An 18,522-nucleotide genomic window follows, 5' to 3' on the forward strand; every position below is an offset into this window, starting at 1 on the left:
AGCTTTTCAAATTATTTTTAGTTGTCATGAATATACAAATGGTAGCCCGCCTAGAATCGGCGGGCTTCTTTGCAGAAAGGTTGATATCCATGACAACTAAAAATAATTTGAAAAGCTCGTTCAAACCGGCATCAATAGCGATATGTCTAACCGCCATTGCCACCTACACAACATATGCATATATCAACGATGACGCCAATCATTATCATCAAGAAGAAAAACAAGGAATATCACACCAAGAAAGCAATGCATCTGACTGGAGAACAAGAATTGAACAATGGTCCAACAAAATCAAAGAATCTCACACCAAAATAGCGACAAATGAAGACGACGCTAACACTATCATTGAGGAAGAATATCCAATATATATAAATAATGAATTTGAAAACAAAAAAATAAAAAGCCAAACATCCTCTAACTACAATAGCGAAAAATCACTCTACATATATGAATCAGAAATAAAAACAACAACTGAAAATGAAATATATAATCACAATGAAATGATGGAAAAACATAAAACAAAAACAGACAGTGAATCTACGAATCTACGCAAAATTGCACTTAATGAATCAAATAGAAAATCACAGATTGATGCAATCAATAAACTTTCTACTTTGACAACCGAATCATCCATCTCTGCACTTACCGAGATCGCATTCAAAACAACAGATGAACGAAGATTTTTGGCAATATCGGGTCTTGTAAATAAATTACGAAAAAACATCGGAGATACGTCTTCCGTAACTCAAACATTGAGACTATTTGAAGATGATTGGGATACACGCATTGCAATCTTGGTCAAAGGCGCCATTCGAGACCACTACCCAATGGGTTACCAAGAAAACAATGAGAATTTAGATGCAGTTGAATACTCCCAATTTGCCAACAAAATCTGAAGAACATTGCCAAGCAATAGAAATACAAGTTTCACTCTATTCCCCCCAATAAAGAAATGAAACACTGTCTACAAAGTCAGCTCGATATTGACTCAACTATTAAGACTGTGCGAAAAGCAAAGAACAAGGAAAAAATTTTGGCATTCACACCCGGATCGTCAAACTCCTCACCGAAACCTCGACATTATCGGGCTAGATTCTCATCTAATGGCGAAAGAAGCGGTCGAGTTAAAATGCCAATTTCACAGGGAAATCTACATAACAATTCAAACATAACCCATCCCAACAAAACCGACTTCTTTCTTTGCCCCATAGATTGCCAGTGTAACTCATCGCATTTTAAACCGACGTTATAAAAATCCAGACCAACTGGCATAGCGGCCTATAGACCCTGCATGATGTTTCCACGCACAGGACGTGAGAGAAAGGCTCGCTTCAGCAACGACAACGAAAACGCTTCACTTCGATTCCAAGGCAATAACGATACACAGCGCGCCATTGTGCAATAACCAAACAACTCACGCGCCCAGGTGCCAATGGTTGGCACCCAAAAAAGCAACTGTAGTGGGTCCAAATACGAAGCAACAAGGAGCAATAAATACCAGAAACGAACCTGAACCGAGAAGGCAGTAATACTGCGCTCTCGAATTATGTAGTGAGCCAAATGTACAACCGTGAGGCCGATGGCCAGCGTAAATCCCCATGAATATCCGGCAAGGCCCGCCGTGAGCAAAAAGGCCGTTACAAGCCAATACCACCAACCAATGTCCTTAAAATCCAGCATTAACACAAAAGAGCTCCTAGGGTTTATTTAATCAACAAGCGAAAAAAGGGGCTTAGACCAACCGAAATATCCGCTTGGAGCCAGACGCCTTCCCTGCATTATTTGCTTATGCAACTTGTTGGCCGCACAGTTTACGCTATTCCCTACCTTCGTAGGCTTGCTGAATGGCTTGAATTTGAAATTTCTTCATGGCAAGAACCACTTTGGTTACTCGTGCCATTTTAGCTGGATCGTTTTCCCGTATTATTCGCTCCATCACAGCTGGAACAATTTGCCACGATAAACCAAATTTGTCTTTCAACCAGCCACACTGCTCTGCCAGTGGATCAGCGGACAGTTTGCCCCAGTAATAATCGATTTCATATTGTGTTTCACAATAAACCACGAATGAAAGCGATTCATTAAACTTAAAATATAGGCCCGCACTGATCGCCACAAATGGCTATTCAGAAATGATCTTCTCGGGATTAATCTTTATGCGGGAACCACAAACGAAATCGTGGACAATCGGAAAGCGCAGGCATTGCTACTACGCATAACAAACAGAATGGACGCCATAAACAAAGAGCGGTGCCTAGGCACCGCTCTCTGTTTACATTGGATGACACGATCGCTCGTTAGGCTTTGCTATCTGATTTTCGTCTGGAAAAAGCCAAACCAGCCAGCCCAATCCCCAAAAGAGCAAAAGCAGCAGGCTCTGGCACATCAGCCACTCTCGCCACCTTGTACTGCATATTATCCATAATATAGGCATCATTACTTCCAACCGAGGTAATATGAACCTCATCGAACGCATAGCCGCTGATATTGACATAATTGCCTGAATAGTCGGTATTCAGAACAACAGATTCGATCAAAACGCTATCGAGGAAAACGGAAAACGTAGTCGCCTGCGGATTACTCACAAATGCAAACGCCAGCTCAACTAAATCAGCATCAAAACCAAATGACGTTGGATCCTGAATATCGTAACCATGAAAAAAATTAGCTATCACGCTATTGGTCATGTTCGGGAAGGCGCCATTGTAGCCATTGATGACAGCGTTACCCACCCCGAAAGTGATTCCTGTAAACTGGGTGCCGGCGACGGTATCTTGCCCCGCATTAGTGTCGAAATTTTCGGTTGCGAACGAACCACTCAGCCCGGTGTTGCTGTAGGTAATAGTTGCATTCGCTGCCATGGGTAGCATGAGCAAGGAAGCTGCTGCAAACGTGTAAAGACCTTTAAACATATTCGGTTCTCCATGTAGACAGGTACCTATTTCCCTGTCAGTTATTGGGCAAAACAGATGCCATAGTTACAACCCGCTGAATACACTTGGGTCAGGAAAAACAACTTGTAACATTGTGTCAAATATTTGACAAAATTGCAACTTAAAGTTTTAGCTTTCCTCTATATGCACTTGTTAAATAAAATAATTTATATTCGAATTGTTTAGCATTCGCACGCCAACACCACATTATTCCCACTGAATTAGTCGCCTATTTGCAAGTAATTTGAACCTCGCTTTTCAATTCATAAAAGCAGCTCGCAATCTCGTTTTCGGCCCCAACCTTAAACATTGCTACACCGGCAAACACACCTTCACGGAAAAGCCACCCAAGTCCACAGAACGGCCCAACTGCAACTGACCGCCGTAGCTCGCGACGCTGTCGCTGACAATCGCCAAGCCAAGTCCGTGACCGGCAATGGATTCATCCACCCGCACGCCACGCTGCTGCAAATGCGCAATCGCTTGTTCATCAACGCCGGGACCATCATCTTCGATGTGCATGCAGATCATTGAATCCTGGGCGTACAACTGAAACCTCACCTGCGAGCGTGCCCATTTGCTGGCGTTGTCCAGCAGATTGCCCAACAGTTCCAGCATATCTTCACGATCCAGAGGCAAACTGTGCTCGACATCCAAACGCACCTGATAATTCAGATGTTTGTCGGCATAAATTTTTTTCAGGGTTGTGACCAAACTGTTCACGTCATCAGCAGGAGTAAAGCGTGCGCCACCGCCACCGCTGGCCAGTCGTGCGCGTTTTAACTCGCGTTCCACCAAACCACGCATGGTGGCAATTTGTGTCTGCATATCGTGTAAGGCTTGGGCCTTATCGCTGCCATCATCACGACTTAATTGCGTCATCACTGTCAGCGGTGTTTTCAGCGCGTGCGCCAGATTACCCAAAGCGTTACGCGACCGCGTCAATCGTTGCGACAACAAATCCAGCAGGCGATTAATTTCCTGCACCAGCGGCAGAATTTCCACCGGCGCCTGTTCGTCCAGTCGACCGACTTCGCCATTTTCGATGGCACGCAATTGCGCACGTGCTTTTTCCACCGGCGCCAAACTCCAGCGCAATGCCGCATTTTGCAAATACACCAACAACAACAGTGCCACCAGAGAGACTCCGCCGTACACCAACTGCATTTCGCGAATGTCCGAACTCAAGTCCGATACGTCTTGTGCCACAGCAATCACCACATGCTTGCCGTGTTTGCGATATCCGCTGACGTAGACCATCAACCATTGATCCAGCGGCCCTTCAAGGTATTGCACTTCGTGCTCGCCGGGGGCTACGTTACGCAAATGCAAATCCTCATCCCACAACGAGCGGGAATGCAAATCCTTGCCTTCGACTTCGATATGAAAATAATGACCGGAAAATGGCTGCTGATACACATTCGCCAGACGCTGCGCTGACAGTGAAGCTTGATTCTGATCGTTGATTTCCACCACCGCCAACAGACTGTCGGCATCCTGCATCAGACGCGTCATCACCACTTCCCCCATAAGATGACGAATCACAAAACTGACGATGCCCAACTGCAGCAAGAACAACACAATCAGCAACACAAACAATCCGCTACCCAGGCGGGCGCGAATGGATTGCATTAGGGGTTTCCCTCAAAAATATAACCTTGGCCACGGCGGGTCTGGATCAGCTCCGCTCCCACTTTTTGTCGCAATCGTTTGATGTACACTTCGATGACGTTACTGTCTTTGTCTGAATCGTAATCGTACACATGATCGGCCAGGCGAGATTTGGATAACACCTTGCCAGCGTTCATCATGAAATAGCGCAGCAAACGAAATTCAGTGCCGGTCAGTTCGTGCGTGTTCCCCTGACGATCAACCACGGTCTGCCGATCTTCGTCCAGCACCAAACCACCGGCCTGGGCCTGTGGACTGGCCATGCCGCTGCTGCGGCGAATCAGCGCATTGAGTCGAGCAACCAATTCTTCCACATGGAACGGCTTGGCCAGATAATCATCTGCGCCTGCCTGAAAGCCATCAACTTTTTCATGCCATGCATCACGCGCGGTCAAAATGCACACGGGCACATTGTTGCCGTCCTTGCGCCAGCTTTTCAGGACATCCAGACCCGGCTTGCGCGGCAATCCCAGATCCAGCACCACCGCATCATAGGGCTCCATTTTGCCCATGTGTTCGGCATCCACGCCATCAGCACAAAGGTCCACGGCAAATCCGTGCTGCTTCAGATCCCGCTTTAACCCCTCAGCTAGCTTGACGTCATCCTCAACCACCAATATGCGCATGGTAATCACTCTTCCTTCAGTTTTTTCAGCAGTTTGCCATTACGTGCATCAAATACAAACTCCCACACCACACCGCGCTCATCGAGGATTTCAATTTCGTACAGCAATTGATCTTTGCGATGTTTTAATTCAGCCTCAATCACCCGGCCTGCCACCATCTGGTTTGCTGACCTAACCAATTTTTCTAATGACTGAATTTCACCCTGTTCGGCCAAGCGACGCGCCTCATCCTGACTGGCGAGTAACGGAGTCGACAGCACAAGCAGTGATACAAGAATTAATTGGGCAACGGACATATACATCATTCCATTATGCGAAAAAATCCGGGTTTTCACACCCGGATTTTTTATCTCACTTAGTGGCCCTCGTGATTGCGACCAGAACCAGGAATCACAATCTCGCGCTCACGGAAACTACCTTCGGTCGCCTTGGTGTGGCAACCATCACACTGTGACAGGCTGGTCAGTTTATCAGAGCGTTTGAAAACATCCTTGGGTAATTCATGCTTGTGTTCGCGGGCAATATACGGCAACTCGGTAATGCGTAGTGGTGCCTCGCCACTACCCAGTTTACGCAACACTTTATGCGCTAGGCCAGTATTGCTCACATCGCCAGCATTTTTCGCCAGATAGTCACCAATTTCTTTTGCGGTTTTGGCGTCCATGGTCGCGTTGTCGCCAAAATGATCAGACAAGCCTGCCATCATTTTTTTCCACGATGCCGCTGGCAACAAGTCCGCTGGGTATGCCATATGACAACCGCTACATTCACTCTGATAGGCTTCGTTTTTGGGCACACCTGACACCGCCTTGGAACCACCATCAGCCAGCACACTGCCTGCCATAGCGCTCAGCGTTAACACCAACACACTCATGTATGATCTTTTCATAATTTTGCCCCTGGGTTACTGTTTTGCAATATAACTTAGGAAATCACCTTTTTCCTGCGCTGTACATTCGCGACCGTAAGTCCATTCGCAATTGCGCTTAAACCATTTTTCGATTTGCTTGACCTCGGTCAGACGCTCAGGATTTGCCGACGGCGCCAATGGATCGATCACCTTGCCGGTTTTGGCATGCTTGCCCGGCTTGCGCAGATCTTCGCCATGACATACCGCGCACGCACGCTCCTTGCCTTCCGAATCCGCGTGCACAACTTTCTTGGTCCACATTGCTTTGCCCGCATCAGCGCTGAAGTTGCTGCCACCTTGTGATTGATACTCCTTCAGTCGGTCTGCCACCACATCCGCCTGGGCCGCTGCACTAAACAATCCTGCTGCCAACACAAATACTGATATCGCTTTCATTCTATGCTCCTTATCCAATTAAAGTTGTTTGCGACCAGTGATCATCGCACTAACCAAATTCTCACCATGCACCAGACTCTCAAACGCCACGCCCGCCACATGAATCAACACTAACAACAAGGTAAAATTCGCCAGACCTTCATGCAGTTCTTCAATCGCATCGAGCACAACTGCTGGCAAAGCCTGGGCCTGGAACACAAGTGGGCCTGCGTGCTCCGTGCCGCCGTAGGCTACCAATCCGGTCAAAGTGGTTAAAACCAGCGTCAGCAACATCGCCACAATCATCCAGCCACCCAGCGGGTTATGGCCGATGTAGCGCTTGCCACGAAAATGCAGCACATCATTGAGGTAGGCTTTGACCGTCTGCCGTGATTGCACAAAGTTGCTGAAGCGCGCATAGCGGCTTCCCACCAACCCCCACACCAGTCGCAAGGCCAGCAAGCCGCCTATCGCATAACCGGCATAGGCATGCAGCGTGGCCCATTCCTCGCCGCTGGCAAAGGCCACGATGAAAAACAGCACCAGCGCCCAGTGAAAAAACCGGACGAAGAAATCCCATACTTTGACCGTTTGCGTTGCCATAACTACCTCCTGGTTTTCGCTACTGAGGTCAGTATAGGGCGAGGCAGTGAATCAAAAATGAATGTGGAATGAACTCAACATGAATTTGGCTTTTTCGTTTTTCTGCCTGCCTGGACAAAAAACACCCGCCTCAGCCATGCCTTTGCCCAGAACGACATCAATGCTAAGATAGGCGACACGCCCCGGTAGCTTCAGCTGGATAGAGCAGCCCCCTCCTAAGGGGCAGGTCGGACGTTCAAGTCGTCTCCGGGGCACCATTTCAATCTGCAGACCCCGCCTCCCCAAACAGGCTTGCCGACAAGACATCCGAAGCGAGAAATAAAGGCAATGGTCAAGGCCCGAAGTTGAGTCTGACGGCTAAACCCTAAAACGAGCGGTACATCTCAACACCGAGATACCCCCGAGTATTCGAATTTACCTTTTCAACGCCGAGCTTCCCTGCGATGGTCACTGAGTCGACCTGGTCTTCCACAACCAATCCAACCGCTTCGAAATTGTGACCAAGAAATTTTGATACGATTACCTCGGGCCCCAACCGATACCCAGAGTCGAGCAGCTGACTGGCCCGCAGCCGGCTCCAAATTTCACCACTGTTTTGGCTGTACGAAAAAATGTAATCCAGCCGATGTCTTTCAAAAAATTTCATCAACATCAGCTGGGAATAGGCGCCTTGATATCGAACCCCCATTCCTTGCCCTCCTTGGTTTACACCGGAATTTTCCAGACCCAACAGTAAATTCCCAGTCCAGTCACCGTACCACCGATAACCAATCCCACCCGCCATATAGGTGTGAACCAGCGCAACATCATCCGTCGCATATCTGCGCTGGCCAAAAAAGCCAGCCACGTGCCACACGTCTTCCGTCAACACCGCTAAATTAACGGTTGGTTCTGACGCCTGGTTTACGCTTAGCTCTGCAAACACTCCCGCCAAGGCGGAATGGTTCAGGATTAAAAAAAATACTGCGCCGATTATTGTTCTGTTCATCACTCGTGACAGAGCCTTTTGGTTCTTCATCGTTAATTTGCCTGATCGTTTATACCTTGCACAAAAACTATCGCATAAACGTCACCAATGAATCTTTAAAAACTACGGAGCACTGCCCTCTCCTATCCATACCCTTCCCTTTTCGGCACGCAAATACGCCTGACCGTTTCATCAATCTACTGTTTTTATAGGGGAAAGGAAGGTGCCAGTAGCACAATCAATAAGTCTCACTCACTTAATTTACACACAGTTTGTATGTGATTACTGCCTTGTTACGCCTTCTCCGCTTGAATCATTAAGCAAACCACTAAATTTTCATCATCGATCTGCCGTAAACAAGCCTACCTGTACACCATTTGCCTCGCGCCCAAAGGAGCCCAGCAAACGCATGGCTTGTTTCCCCCTTTACAAAATGTCATGCCTTTCTGTCCGCAAGAACCGTGTTGCCATTACCACACCGTTCCTGGTCCGACAGACAATGTTTTAGGCATCGCGCGGGAGCCACGTCATGGATCACAGCGCCGCCAGCCATTCGAACATTGAGCAGCTATCCATCATTACCGGTGTTTATAATCCCCTGCTGGTCGCCTTATCGCTCGCCATCATTTTCGTAGCCACTTACACCGCCTTTGTCCTGGTTGAAACCAGTCAGCGTATTCAATCGCAAAACGATCGCCAGAAAAACTGGCCCATGGCCGCCGCCCTTGTCCAGGGTTTGGGTATTTGGGCAATGCACTTTATCGGCATGCTCGCTTACAGCACACCGTTCGAAGTGCGCTACGACCCATGGATTACCATGCTATCCATCGTTCCAGCCGTGCTGGCCAGTATCGCGGCATTGCGCTATCCCCAACACTCGTTGAACCCATCCCGCCTGCTGCTCAGCGCCATCCTGATGGGCGGCGGCATCGGCGCCATGCATTACCTGGGCATGAGTGCCATGCGTATGGAAGCCATGATGAGCCACGACCACTGGCTGGTGGCCTGGTCGATACTGCTTGCCGTGATACTCGCCGCCATTTCACTGCACGTCCGCGCAAAACTGTTCACTACACCAACCCATTTTCATCGTCGACAGATGATTGCCGCCCTGGTGATGGGGGCCGCTGTCGCAGGCATGCACTATACCGCCATGCTGGCCATGCACTTTACCCCGCTGCCAACAGCCAACCATGATATTGACGACATCCCTCTGGATATACTGACCTGGATTATTGCCATCGTCAGCATCTTGATTATGCTGGTTTTGTTAGCGGTGGAACGTCTGCATCAACGACTGGAATTCACCAGTCAACTGGAAACCAGCGAAGCACGCCTACGTGCGATTATCAACAACACCGCCGATGCCATCATTGCCATTGATGCCACCGGCCATATTCGTACTTTCAATCCTGCGGCAGAAAATATGTTTGGCTATTCTGCTGACGAAGTCCTTGGCCAAAATGTCGCGATTCTGTTACCCGAAGAGGAACGCCGCGAACATCAAAACTATACCGATCACTCCACCTTGCATGCACCTCGCATTATTCGCCGCGAACGCCTGCTGATGGGACAACGCAAAAATGGCTCGCGCTTCCCTATCGAACTTAATGTTGCACCATCAAAAAACAATAGCGAAGCTGGGTTTGTCGGCATTGCCCGCGATGTCACCGAACGCGTTCGTGCCGAACAGGCGCGGCTGGAGAGTATGGCCCGACTGGATTTTTTGCTCAGCAACAGTTTAGTCACCATTTACACTCGCAGCACACTGCCACCGTTTGATATCAGCTATGCCAGTCCCAATACATCAAGTACGTTAGGTTGCGATGCAAAAACGCTACTAGATACACCAAGCTTCTGGCTGAGCAATATTCACCCCGAGGATGTTGAACGCGTCCAGGCACACATCAATGCCTTGGCGCCTGATTACGGAATGATTGAGCTGGAATATCGTTTTCGCGATAAAAATGGCGAGTATCATTGGATTTCAGATCGCCTGCAATGGCACCAATCTGACAAAGGCGATGAATTGGTCGGCTCGTGGATCAACGTCGAAGACAAAAAACAGGTTGAACTATTACTCGAAGCCAGCGAACAACGCTTACGCCGCAGTCAAAACTATGCCAACGTGGGCAGCTGGGATTGGAACATCCACTCCAATATTATTTTTTGGTCCGAGCGCGTCGCCACACTGTACGGTTTGCCTGCCGGCGAAACACAAATATCCTTTGAACAACAAGCCTCATTGATTCATCCACATGATCGATTAGCCGTAATGGATTCCATGACCAATAGCATAACGCTGGGCAAGGAATACAACGTGGAGTTTCGTTGCATTTGGCCTGACGGCAGCATTCACTGGCTGCTCAGTCGCGGCGATACCGTTCGTGACAACAACGGCAACGCCGTCCAAATGCTGGGCATTGTGCAGGACATCACCAACCGCAAACTAGCCGAATTAGCGCAGGAAGAAGCTCGACTACTGGCGGAAAAAGCCAGTCGCGCCAAATCTGAATTCGTTTCGCGGATGAGTCACGAGTTACGCACGCCACTCAACGCCATTATTGGTTTTGCTCAGTTGCTGGAATACGATGATAACCCGACCTTAACCAGCGAGCAGCAATCGCAGGCACGGGAAATTACCAACGCGGGCAAACATCTGTTGGGACTGATCAACGACGTGCTGGATTTGTCCGCCATTGAGGCGGGCAAACTGTTTGTGTCGCTGGAAAAAGTCAGCACCACGCACCTGATTAAAGACACACTGGCGTTAGTCAGGCCATTGGCTGAAGCACGCAACATCAAATTAATCGACACCGCGACACAAACAGACATCGACATTCACGCCGACTATACTCGCCTAAAACAAGTGCTGGTCAATCTGTTGTCCAACGCCATTAAATACAATCGTGACTATGGCGAGATTATTATCAGCGCCCAGGAAAAAGATGGCTACCTCCGCATTAATGTCAAAGACAGCGGCCAAGGTCTGAGCGGAAAACAGCTCGCCAAACTATTCCAGCCGTTTGAGCGTGTGGGTGCAGAAAAATCGACTATCGATGGTGCTGGTATCGGCTTGGTTATCAGTAAACAACTGATCGAACGCATGCATGGTCACATTGGTGTTGAAAGCGAAGAAGGCATCGGCAGCACGTTTTGGATAGAGCTGCCCCTGGCCAGCACCTTGCTGGTAGAACAGGAACCTCAAGATACGGTGTCACTCCTGCCAACCTTTGATCGTCCATTGTCAGTGCTGTATATCGAAGACAACCCCGCCAACATCCGCGTGGTACAGGATATTTTACATCGCTATACACCACACCGACTGAACTGCGTCACCGATCCCGAGCAGGGTATCGCGCTGGCGCGACAGCTGCGGCCAGACATTATTTTGCTGGACATACATTTACCACGCATCAGCGGCCTGCAATTATTGCCCCAACTCAAACTCGATCCGGATACCGCGCACATTCCGGTCATTGCGCTCAGCGCGTTTGCCTCGGCCAGTGATGTTCAAGCTGGACTAGAGGCTGGCTTTGACAAATACATCACCAAACCATTTGGCATCAGCACCTTGCTCAACGCACTGCACGCCGTTCAACCGTAAACAATCACTGCTGTAAATACCAGCGATACGCACGGCCAATACCTTCTTCCAGGCCCACTTTTGGTCGCCAACCCAGTGAGAAAATGCGCGACACATCCACTAGTTTGCGTGGCGTGCCATCAGGCTTGCTGGTGTCCTGAACAATTTCACCGTTAAACCCAACCACTTTTTTCACCAGTTTTGCCAAATCGGCAATACGGATGTCCTCACCCACGCCAATGTTAACGATCTCGGGCTGCTCATAGTTGTTCAGCAAAAACACACAGGCCTCAGCCAGATCATCGACGTAACAAAATTCACGCATCGGCGTACCACTGCCCCACACCACAACATGGGCATCGCCGTTGATTTTTGCCTCATGGAATTTTCGAATCAACGCCGGCAACACGTGCGAATTGTTCAGATCAAAATTATCTTCCGGGCCATACAGGTTGGTCGGCATCGCAGAAATAAACCGACTGCCATATTGTTTGTGATACGCCTGACACATTTTGATACCGGCAATTTTTGCCACCGCATACCATTCGTTGGTGGGTTCCAGCGGACCGGTAAGCAGATAATCTTCTTTCAACGGCTGTGGCGCCATTTTGGGATAAATACAGGTCGAACCCAAAAACAGCAATTTTTTCACTCCGGCAACGTGCGCGCCATGAATCACGTTGGCTTCAATCATCAGATTGTCGTAGATAAATTCTGCCGGATACTGATCGTTGGCCCAAATGCCGCCCACTTTGGCCGCAGCAACAATCACGTAATCGGGTTTTTCTTTGGCGTAAAAATCAGTAACTGCCTGCTGATTGCGCAGATCCAGTTCCTTGCTGCTGCGGGTAATGATGTTGTGATAACCCTGGGCATTGAGATGACGCACAATCGCCGAACCGACCAAACCACGATGACCGGAAACATAAATCCTGGCATTTTTTTCCATCGACAATTAATCCTGTTTTTTCTTTTCAGTTAATTTTTTTAACACCCGCGACGCGGCAACAAAGCCAAACACCGAGGTCACGCAACTGCTGGCACCGTAGCCAAAACGACAATCCAGCGACACACCGTGAATGCCGGGCTTTTCGCAACTGACACTGCCATCGTCCTTGGGGTACACCTGCTGTTCACTGGAAAACACACATTCAATACCAAATTTGCGCTTGGGGTTGCGTGTGTAGCCGTATTCCTGCCGCAGGCGCGAACGCACTTTCGCCGCCAGCGGATCATTATAGGTTTTGCTCAAATCGGCAATTTGAATCTGAGTCGGATCACTCAGCCCACCGGCACCACCGGTCATGATCAGCGGAATTTTATTGCGCTTGCAATACACGATCATTTCCGATTTGAATTTGATGCTGTCGATGGCATCGATCACGTAGTCATAGCCACGCGACAAGTACTCCTGCATGGTGGCCATGGTAAGAAAATCGTCAATGATGCGCACATCGCAATCAGGATTGATCTGCTTCACCCGCTCGGCCATGGCTGCGACCTTGGACTGATCAATGGTCGCGCTCAAGGTATGAATCTGGCGATTCATGTTGGTTTCGCAAATGGTGTCGTTGTCGATCAGGGTCAGTGTCCCCACCCCGGAACGTGCCAGCGCCTCGACCGCCCAGGAGCCCACCCCGCCAATGCCAACCACACAAATGTGCAATCCGCGTATGCGTTGCGCCCCTTCTGCCCCGTACAACCGGGCAATACCGCCAAAGCGGCGTTGATAGCTCTCGTCACTCATTTTGCCAAATCCGCCTCAAACCGCCGCCATTGTAGCAAAGCCTGGGGTGACCGACGATGCACCATCGGTTAGAATGCCCGCCCAATGTTCACCCTGTGACTGTCCCATGGCCAAGCGACTGTATTCTTTCCCCCAAACCCCGGAAGCCATCGACGAGCTGGCCTCGGTCTGCGCCGTGCTTGATGAGCACCACATCCGCTATTACGAAACCCCTGGCAGTACCTGGGGCTTTTCCAGGGCATCACTGTGGATTGAAGACGACAGCGACGCTGATCGCGCCCGCCAGTTGTTCGCCCAGCACGCGCAGGAATACGCCTTGCGCGCCCGCGAACGTTATCAGCAGGAAACCGGCTACAACCCCAACGCCAGTACCGGTGAAAAATTGCGTTTTCATCTGCACCACCTCAACAAGCGCAAACTAATGATTTTGCCGCTGCTGGGCGTACTGATCCTGCTGGTGCTGTACTTCCAGATGCTGTTCAATTTGTTCCAGGGCTAACCTCTCCGCCACCACGAATTTATTGTCTGCTGAGGGTGACAAAAAACGGCGCATTGCGGCGAAGAAAACTGCTATTTTTTTCGCCAGCTTGCGCTAGAATGAATCACTCGACTTGCCAACAAATGCGCACAGCGCAAGGATGGCCGGCCCGGCATGAACAGTTCGATTTACTCGTCACGTAAAAAACCTTTTCGCCTGACGCCCGACAGCGGTTTTTATTTTTCAGCCAAACCGCATGCGCGCGCCATGGCCTATCTTGGCTACGCGATCGAACAAGGTGAAGGTTTTCTCGTACTCACCGGCGAGCCAGGCACAGGCAAAACCACCCTGATCCAAACCCTGCAAAAAAAACATCCCACGCGCCACTGCGTAATAACCAACATCTGCGCCAGTGTGCTGGACGAACAAAATTTTTTGCAACTGCTCGCCCACGCTATGGGGGCAAAACTACAGGATCTCAACAAGGCTTCCATTTTGGAGGCATTGCAACATCAGCTGATGACGCTCGCACAAATGCGCCGTCGGGCCCTGGTATTTATCGACGAGGCCCACCACCTGAGCGTCGATTCCCTGGAAGATTTGCGCATCCTGTCCAACACCCAATACAACGAACAAGCCCTGTTTCAGTGCTTTTTGATCGGCCAGCCCACACTGCAGAACACGCTGGATCATCCCAGCCTGCCGCAACTTCGACAACGCATCGTCGCCAGTTGCCACTTACGCCCACTGGACGTTGACGATACTCAAGCCTACATTCAACATCGCCTGAGCGTGGCCGGCTGCGACCAGGACGTGCAGTTCAGCGCCGCCGCCTGCCAACAAATTCAGCAGTTTTGCGATGGCATACCGCGCCGCATCAATCGCTTGTGCGAACGCGCCCTGCTGCTTGCCTCGGTGGAACAGCGGCGAATGCTGGATGAACCATTCATCGACACGGTCATCGCCGAGCTGTGCGAAGAAATGGAGCAGGACCAGCCTCATTCGGTGCCGCCACAACAAAGCCATTTTTCGTTCGAGTCAGACCAGGACGCACCCGAACTATCGCCGCCACCCGCCATCGCTCCAGAGCCAACCGTTGTTGAACCGGTCGCACTGACGCAAAACACCGTTGCCGACATTAAGACCCGCAGCGCAGAACCGGCCATCGTTCCATCACCCAGGCCGAACACCAACGAGGAACCGCCAGCGGACTCGCCGCCGCGAAAAATTCGTCTGCCACTCAACTGGGTTCGGCAACATCCCCGCTGGTCTGGCGGCATCGCTGCCGGTCTGCTGCTGGGGCTGCTGATTCCGCTGTTCGACCGCCCGCCAGCACCGACAGCAGCGGAAGAATTGCTCGAAGAAATGGCCCAGGCCAGCCTGCACGACGCCAAACAAACCGTCGTCCAGCTGGGGCCCAGCACCCTGACCAAGCGCCCACCGCCTGCGGCAGTTACCGAAAACACCGTGGTCGCTGCACCGCCTCAACCCGCCCCCCCGACAGAGACAACCGTCGCCGCACTGCCTCAGCCCAAGCCCAAGCCTGCCGTAATTGCATCCGTGCAACCCAAACCTGCGGCCCGTGTCGCCACCGAGACCAAAACTGAAGCCAAGCCCGTGGCTAAATCCGTAGCCCCGATCCCGGTCATTGCTGCCGCGACCACGGTCACCCTCGCTGCAGAATCAACGCCTGCTGATCAGCCCGCTGCTGAAATCCAAACTCCGACGACTCCGCCTGTCGTCGCGACAGCGACCGTCGCCGTCACCCCATCTGCGCCCACACCCCCCATACCCGCACCGGCACCGCCGCAAATTTCCAGCGCGGAATTATCTGGCCTGCTACAGCGCCTCGGCCAAGCCTATCAGCAAGGCAGCGTTGATCAACTGAAAGAATTGATGGATGAAGCAGTGAAAAGCAATCAGGGACAAAATCTGCAAGCGGTGAGCAGCGAATTCGCGCAGTTTTTTAGCATTACCCAACAACGCCAATTGTCCTTTGGCAACATTCGCTGGAAACAAACAGACAATCAGGCACGCGGCAAAGGTCCATTTTCGCTGAAGGTCATTGAGCTTGGTCACAAGCGTGAACGTCAGTTCAAAGGCAACATCGACATCGTCGTCGAAGAGCGCGATTCCTCGCCCAAAATTACCGGGATTTATTACAGCTATGACAATTAGGCATGTGTTTTTTCTACTGCTGCTACTGACCAGTTCTTCTTGCTTTGCTCTGCTGGGCGCGCCGATCAACACCAGTAGTTACGCGTTTGGTACCGGCCCGGCCAGCGTCACCATCACCGATCCGGATGGTGAACGCACCACCACCCACAGCAGCAACCTCATGTCACTGGCCTATAGTGACTGGTGGCATCAAGACATTCGCTACTGGCTGCAATGGCAACTGCTGAACGCCGATTCCCAGGCTCGCGGCCAAGAGGTGGGACAATCTATCCAGCAACAATCGGTATCTCTGAGTCTGCAAAAAATCTGGCCACTGCACAGTCAATTCAAACCCTGGTTGGACATTGGCCTGCAAGCGGCCTACAACCAGTATTCGCTGCGCCACACCATCAGCGATGACGGCTATCTGCAACAACGATTTGCCGATCGCAGCAGCCTTAGCCTTGGCCTGATCACCGCCATGCAAGCCCAGTGGGAAATGCAGCACGACTGGTCTGTGGGTTTTCGAGCTCAACAAACCCTGGTGCCCGGCAACAATATCAACTACCGCAGCATCAATTTGCTGCTGCACTATCAGCCCTGAGACTATGAAAAAATTTTTCGTTCTGTGTTTATTTCCCATTCTCGCCAGCTGTGGCTTGGGTCAAAGTAATTTGCAACTACCACAGCAGCGTCCCGTCAGCACCATCAACGGCCAGGCGTTGCACATCCAGCATGCGCAAATTCAGGCATTTGCATTCACCAACGATGGCAAGGGTGAATGGCTGGGCAGCAGCCAAAGCGATGATCACGGCCAGTTCAGTCTGACGCTGCGCAGCAAAAGCCAACCCATCTTGTTGGAAGTCAGCGCCGGTGATTACATCGAACCCGCCAGTGGCAACGTGATTGCGCTCGACAATGATTTGCAACTCAGCGCGCCGTCACTCATCACCATGGGAAAAACTCACACGATAGAAATTTCTCCCTTCTCGCATTTACTCACCGCACTCACGCTGCAGCGCATCCAGCAAGGTGATAGCGTTGAGCAGGCACTCAACACTGCCAATCAACAACTGCGCGATGGCTTGCAGCTAGATTTGCTAACACCGACCGAAGAAATGCCGATCAGCACCAAAGCCGCCATGGGCAATTTTCATCTGGCCTATAGTATGGCTGTTTCTTTTCTGACCCAGTGGGCCAATCAACAAAATGGCTCACAACAGCATCAGGGCTATCACAGCGTGTCGCTGGCTAAATTATTATATCTTGATGCGCTCAACGATGGCTTGCTCAATGGCCAAATTCGCAAAAATGACGGCCAAACCGGATCACTGGCACTGGGCAGCATTCCGCTAAATGCCGATAGTTATCGCATGGGGCTGGCGCAACAACTGCTGGCCGCTGCCAACGCCCTGGAAAATGAATTTACCGCTGAAGAATTGCTGACCCGCGCCAAACAAATCATCAGCAACCAAAGTGACTTGTTTAATCAGCAGTCACTCCAGCCTGTCGCCAGCATGTTGCCAAAAATCAGTGCAAAACCTCAGCTGATTCTGCGCGGACAAATCCCCCTGGATCTCGCCATTGACTCTCCCATCGCCATCGACTTGGTGAAATATCAAATACCCAACTTGCCATCCACCGAGGCGAGCGACACATCTCAACCTTCGGTATTGCTCAACAGTTTGAATTATCCCGATGGATTACTCAGGGTCGCAATAGAAGCGCGTGACATTCTAGGCAACCGGAGTCAAACAACGCTGCAATTCAGCATCGATAACGTGTACTTCAGTCTGGATTCGACCCTGCAGGCTGACAACGTCGCCTATCCCATCAGCGGATCGTATGCCGGCGACGCCAGCGAAATTCGCATCAACGATCAACTGATGCAACTGAACAAAACGAATCACACCTGGAGCGGCAATCTGCTGTTACAGCAGGGACAAAACGACATTCACGGCATCATGCTCACCAGTGATGGCCAGCGTGATGAAAAAACGTTTTCCATCGCCATTCAAGATGCGCCGCCCGTTTTCGCCGCCTCCAGCCTCGGTCACGGCAAAGCCCGCCTGGACCCAAGCAATAATTTTATTCCCCTGCAAGACCACAACCTGACGCCACTGGCAATGAGTGATAGTCAACTGGATCTGGCTGGCACCGTCGTCACGCGCAACGATTTGGACCAAGCGGGCATCGCCTATTTTGCGTTTCGCGCCCATGATACTGATCGCACAGGTCAACCCATGCCCCAGTCTGTCAGCGTCAACTACCGTTATTTCATCAACGATGTCGAACAGGCTTCGACACGCCAACCACTGCGCGATCAAAATGATTTTCTGATTCCGCTGGCCAGCGAAACCCTGGACAATCAATGGCACCAGGTCACTCCGCTGGACAAACATCGCCTGGAAGTAACCGTTACCGATGCAGCCAATCAAACCGCCAGCAAAAACTTTTCCTTTCAGCTCA

Annotated in this window: 18 protein-coding genes and 1 tRNA gene; 7 read left to right on the forward strand and 12 right to left on the reverse strand. The window is 50.6% G+C overall.

Features of this window, described 5'->3' with window-relative positions:
• Window positions 1–896, forward strand: an 896-nt coding sequence (locus OEW58_12070; protein ID MDH5302088.1) for a hypothetical protein, incomplete at its 5' end; no start/stop codon positions are given.
• Window positions 897–1,278: 382 nt separating this feature from the next.
• On the opposite strand, the gene OEW58_12075 is transcribed toward OEW58_12070, so the two are convergent.
• From OEW58_12075 to OEW58_12115, 9 genes are all read right to left on the reverse strand, one after another.
• The gene (locus OEW58_12075; protein MDH5302089.1) at window positions 1,279–1,680 is read right to left on the reverse strand and encodes a hypothetical protein; all 402 of its coding nucleotides are present in this window, start codon (window positions 1,678–1,680) and stop codon (window positions 1,279–1,281) included.
• 136 nt (window positions 1,681–1,816) lie between these two features.
• A complete protein-coding gene (locus OEW58_12080; GenBank protein ID MDH5302090.1) occupies window positions 1,817–2,116 on the reverse strand; it encodes a VOC family protein in 300 nt (99 codons plus the stop codon).
• A 181-nt stretch (window positions 2,117–2,297) separates the two neighbouring features.
• Window positions 2,298–2,912: a PEP-CTERM sorting domain-containing protein gene (locus OEW58_12085; protein ID MDH5302091.1), complete on the reverse strand. Its 615-nt coding sequence runs from the start codon at window positions 2,910–2,912 to the stop codon at window positions 2,298–2,300.
• A 333-nt stretch (window positions 2,913–3,245) separates the two neighbouring features.
• Window positions 3,246–4,565: a sensor histidine kinase gene (locus OEW58_12090; GenBank protein MDH5302092.1), complete on the reverse strand. Its 1,320-nt coding sequence runs from the start codon at window positions 4,563–4,565 to the stop codon at window positions 3,246–3,248.
• On the reverse strand, window positions 4,565–5,230 hold the full coding sequence (locus OEW58_12095; GenBank protein ID MDH5302093.1) for a response regulator transcription factor: 666 nt from the start codon (window positions 5,228–5,230) through the stop codon (window positions 4,565–4,567). The genes OEW58_12090 and OEW58_12095 overlap by 1 nt, the downstream gene beginning before the upstream one ends.
• 5 nt (window positions 5,231–5,235) lie before the next feature.
• Window positions 5,236–5,526: a PepSY domain-containing protein gene (locus OEW58_12100; protein MDH5302094.1), complete on the reverse strand. Its 291-nt coding sequence runs from the start codon at window positions 5,524–5,526 to the stop codon at window positions 5,236–5,238.
• A gap of 59 nt (window positions 5,527–5,585) precedes the next feature.
• Entirely contained in the window at window positions 5,586–6,119 is a 534-nt protein-coding gene (locus OEW58_12105) for a diheme cytochrome c (protein MDH5302095.1), read from the reverse strand.
• 15 nt (window positions 6,120–6,134) lie between these two features.
• A complete protein-coding gene (locus tag OEW58_12110) occupies window positions 6,135–6,536 on the reverse strand; it encodes a DUF1924 domain-containing protein (GenBank protein MDH5302096.1) in 402 nt (133 codons plus the stop codon).
• A gap of 18 nt (window positions 6,537–6,554) precedes the next feature.
• Window positions 6,555–7,118 (reverse strand): cytochrome b/b6 domain-containing protein, encoded by a 564-nt coding sequence (locus tag OEW58_12115; protein ID MDH5302097.1) that lies wholly within the window; start codon window positions 7,116–7,118, stop codon window positions 6,555–6,557.
• A gap of 179 nt (window positions 7,119–7,297) precedes the next feature.
• On the opposite strand from OEW58_12115, the gene OEW58_12120 reads away from it, so the two are divergent.
• A tRNA-Arg gene (locus OEW58_12120) sits at window positions 7,298–7,375 on the forward strand.
• A gap of 107 nt (window positions 7,376–7,482) precedes the next feature.
• Here OEW58_12120 and OEW58_12125 read toward each other — a convergent pair.
• Entirely contained in the window at window positions 7,483–8,136 is a 654-nt protein-coding gene (locus OEW58_12125; protein MDH5302098.1) for a hypothetical protein, read from the reverse strand.
• A 478-nt stretch (window positions 8,137–8,614) separates the two neighbouring features.
• Between OEW58_12125 and OEW58_12130 the strand changes: the two genes are divergently transcribed.
• Window positions 8,615–11,692 carry a PAS domain S-box protein gene (locus tag OEW58_12130; protein MDH5302099.1) on the forward strand — a complete coding sequence of 1,026 codons (3,078 nt, stop codon included), beginning with the start codon at window positions 8,615–8,617 and terminating at the stop codon, window positions 11,690–11,692.
• A 4-nt stretch (window positions 11,693–11,696) separates the two neighbouring features.
• Here OEW58_12130 and OEW58_12135 read toward each other — a convergent pair whose 3' ends face one another.
• Together OEW58_12135 and tcdA are read right to left on the reverse strand one after the other, a co-directional pair.
• On the reverse strand, window positions 11,697–12,620 hold the full coding sequence (locus OEW58_12135) for a GDP-L-fucose synthase (protein ID MDH5302100.1): 924 nt from the start codon (window positions 12,618–12,620) through the stop codon (window positions 11,697–11,699).
• Window positions 12,621–12,626: 6 nt separating this feature from the next.
• A complete protein-coding gene (gene tcdA, locus OEW58_12140) occupies window positions 12,627–13,418 on the reverse strand; it encodes a tRNA cyclic N6-threonylcarbamoyladenosine(37) synthase TcdA (GenBank protein ID MDH5302101.1) in 792 nt (263 codons plus the stop codon).
• Between the two features lie 106 nt (window positions 13,419–13,524).
• Here tcdA and OEW58_12145 point away from each other — a divergent pair, with 106 nt between their 5' ends.
• From OEW58_12145 to OEW58_12160, 4 genes are all read left to right on the forward strand, one after another.
• Window positions 13,525–13,917 carry a DUF6164 family protein gene (locus tag OEW58_12145; GenBank protein MDH5302102.1) on the forward strand — a complete coding sequence of 131 codons (393 nt, stop codon included), beginning with the start codon at window positions 13,525–13,527 and terminating at the stop codon, window positions 13,915–13,917.
• A 153-nt stretch (window positions 13,918–14,070) separates the two neighbouring features.
• Window positions 14,071–16,074, forward strand: a complete 2,004-nt coding sequence (locus OEW58_12150; GenBank protein ID MDH5302103.1) for an AAA family ATPase — start codon at window positions 14,071–14,073, stop codon at window positions 16,072–16,074.
• Window positions 16,064–16,657 (forward strand): hypothetical protein, encoded by a 594-nt coding sequence (locus OEW58_12155; GenBank protein MDH5302104.1) that lies wholly within the window; start codon window positions 16,064–16,066, stop codon window positions 16,655–16,657. The genes OEW58_12150 and OEW58_12155 overlap by 11 nt, the downstream gene beginning before the upstream one ends.
• A 4-nt stretch (window positions 16,658–16,661) precedes the next feature.
• The coding region (locus tag OEW58_12160) for a hypothetical protein (protein ID MDH5302105.1) at window positions 16,662–18,522 on the forward strand (1,861 nt) is incomplete at its 3' end.

The organism is Gammaproteobacteria bacterium (assembly GCA_029884425.1).
Lineage (GTDB): Bacteria > Pseudomonadota > Gammaproteobacteria > S012-40 > S012-40 > JAOUHV01.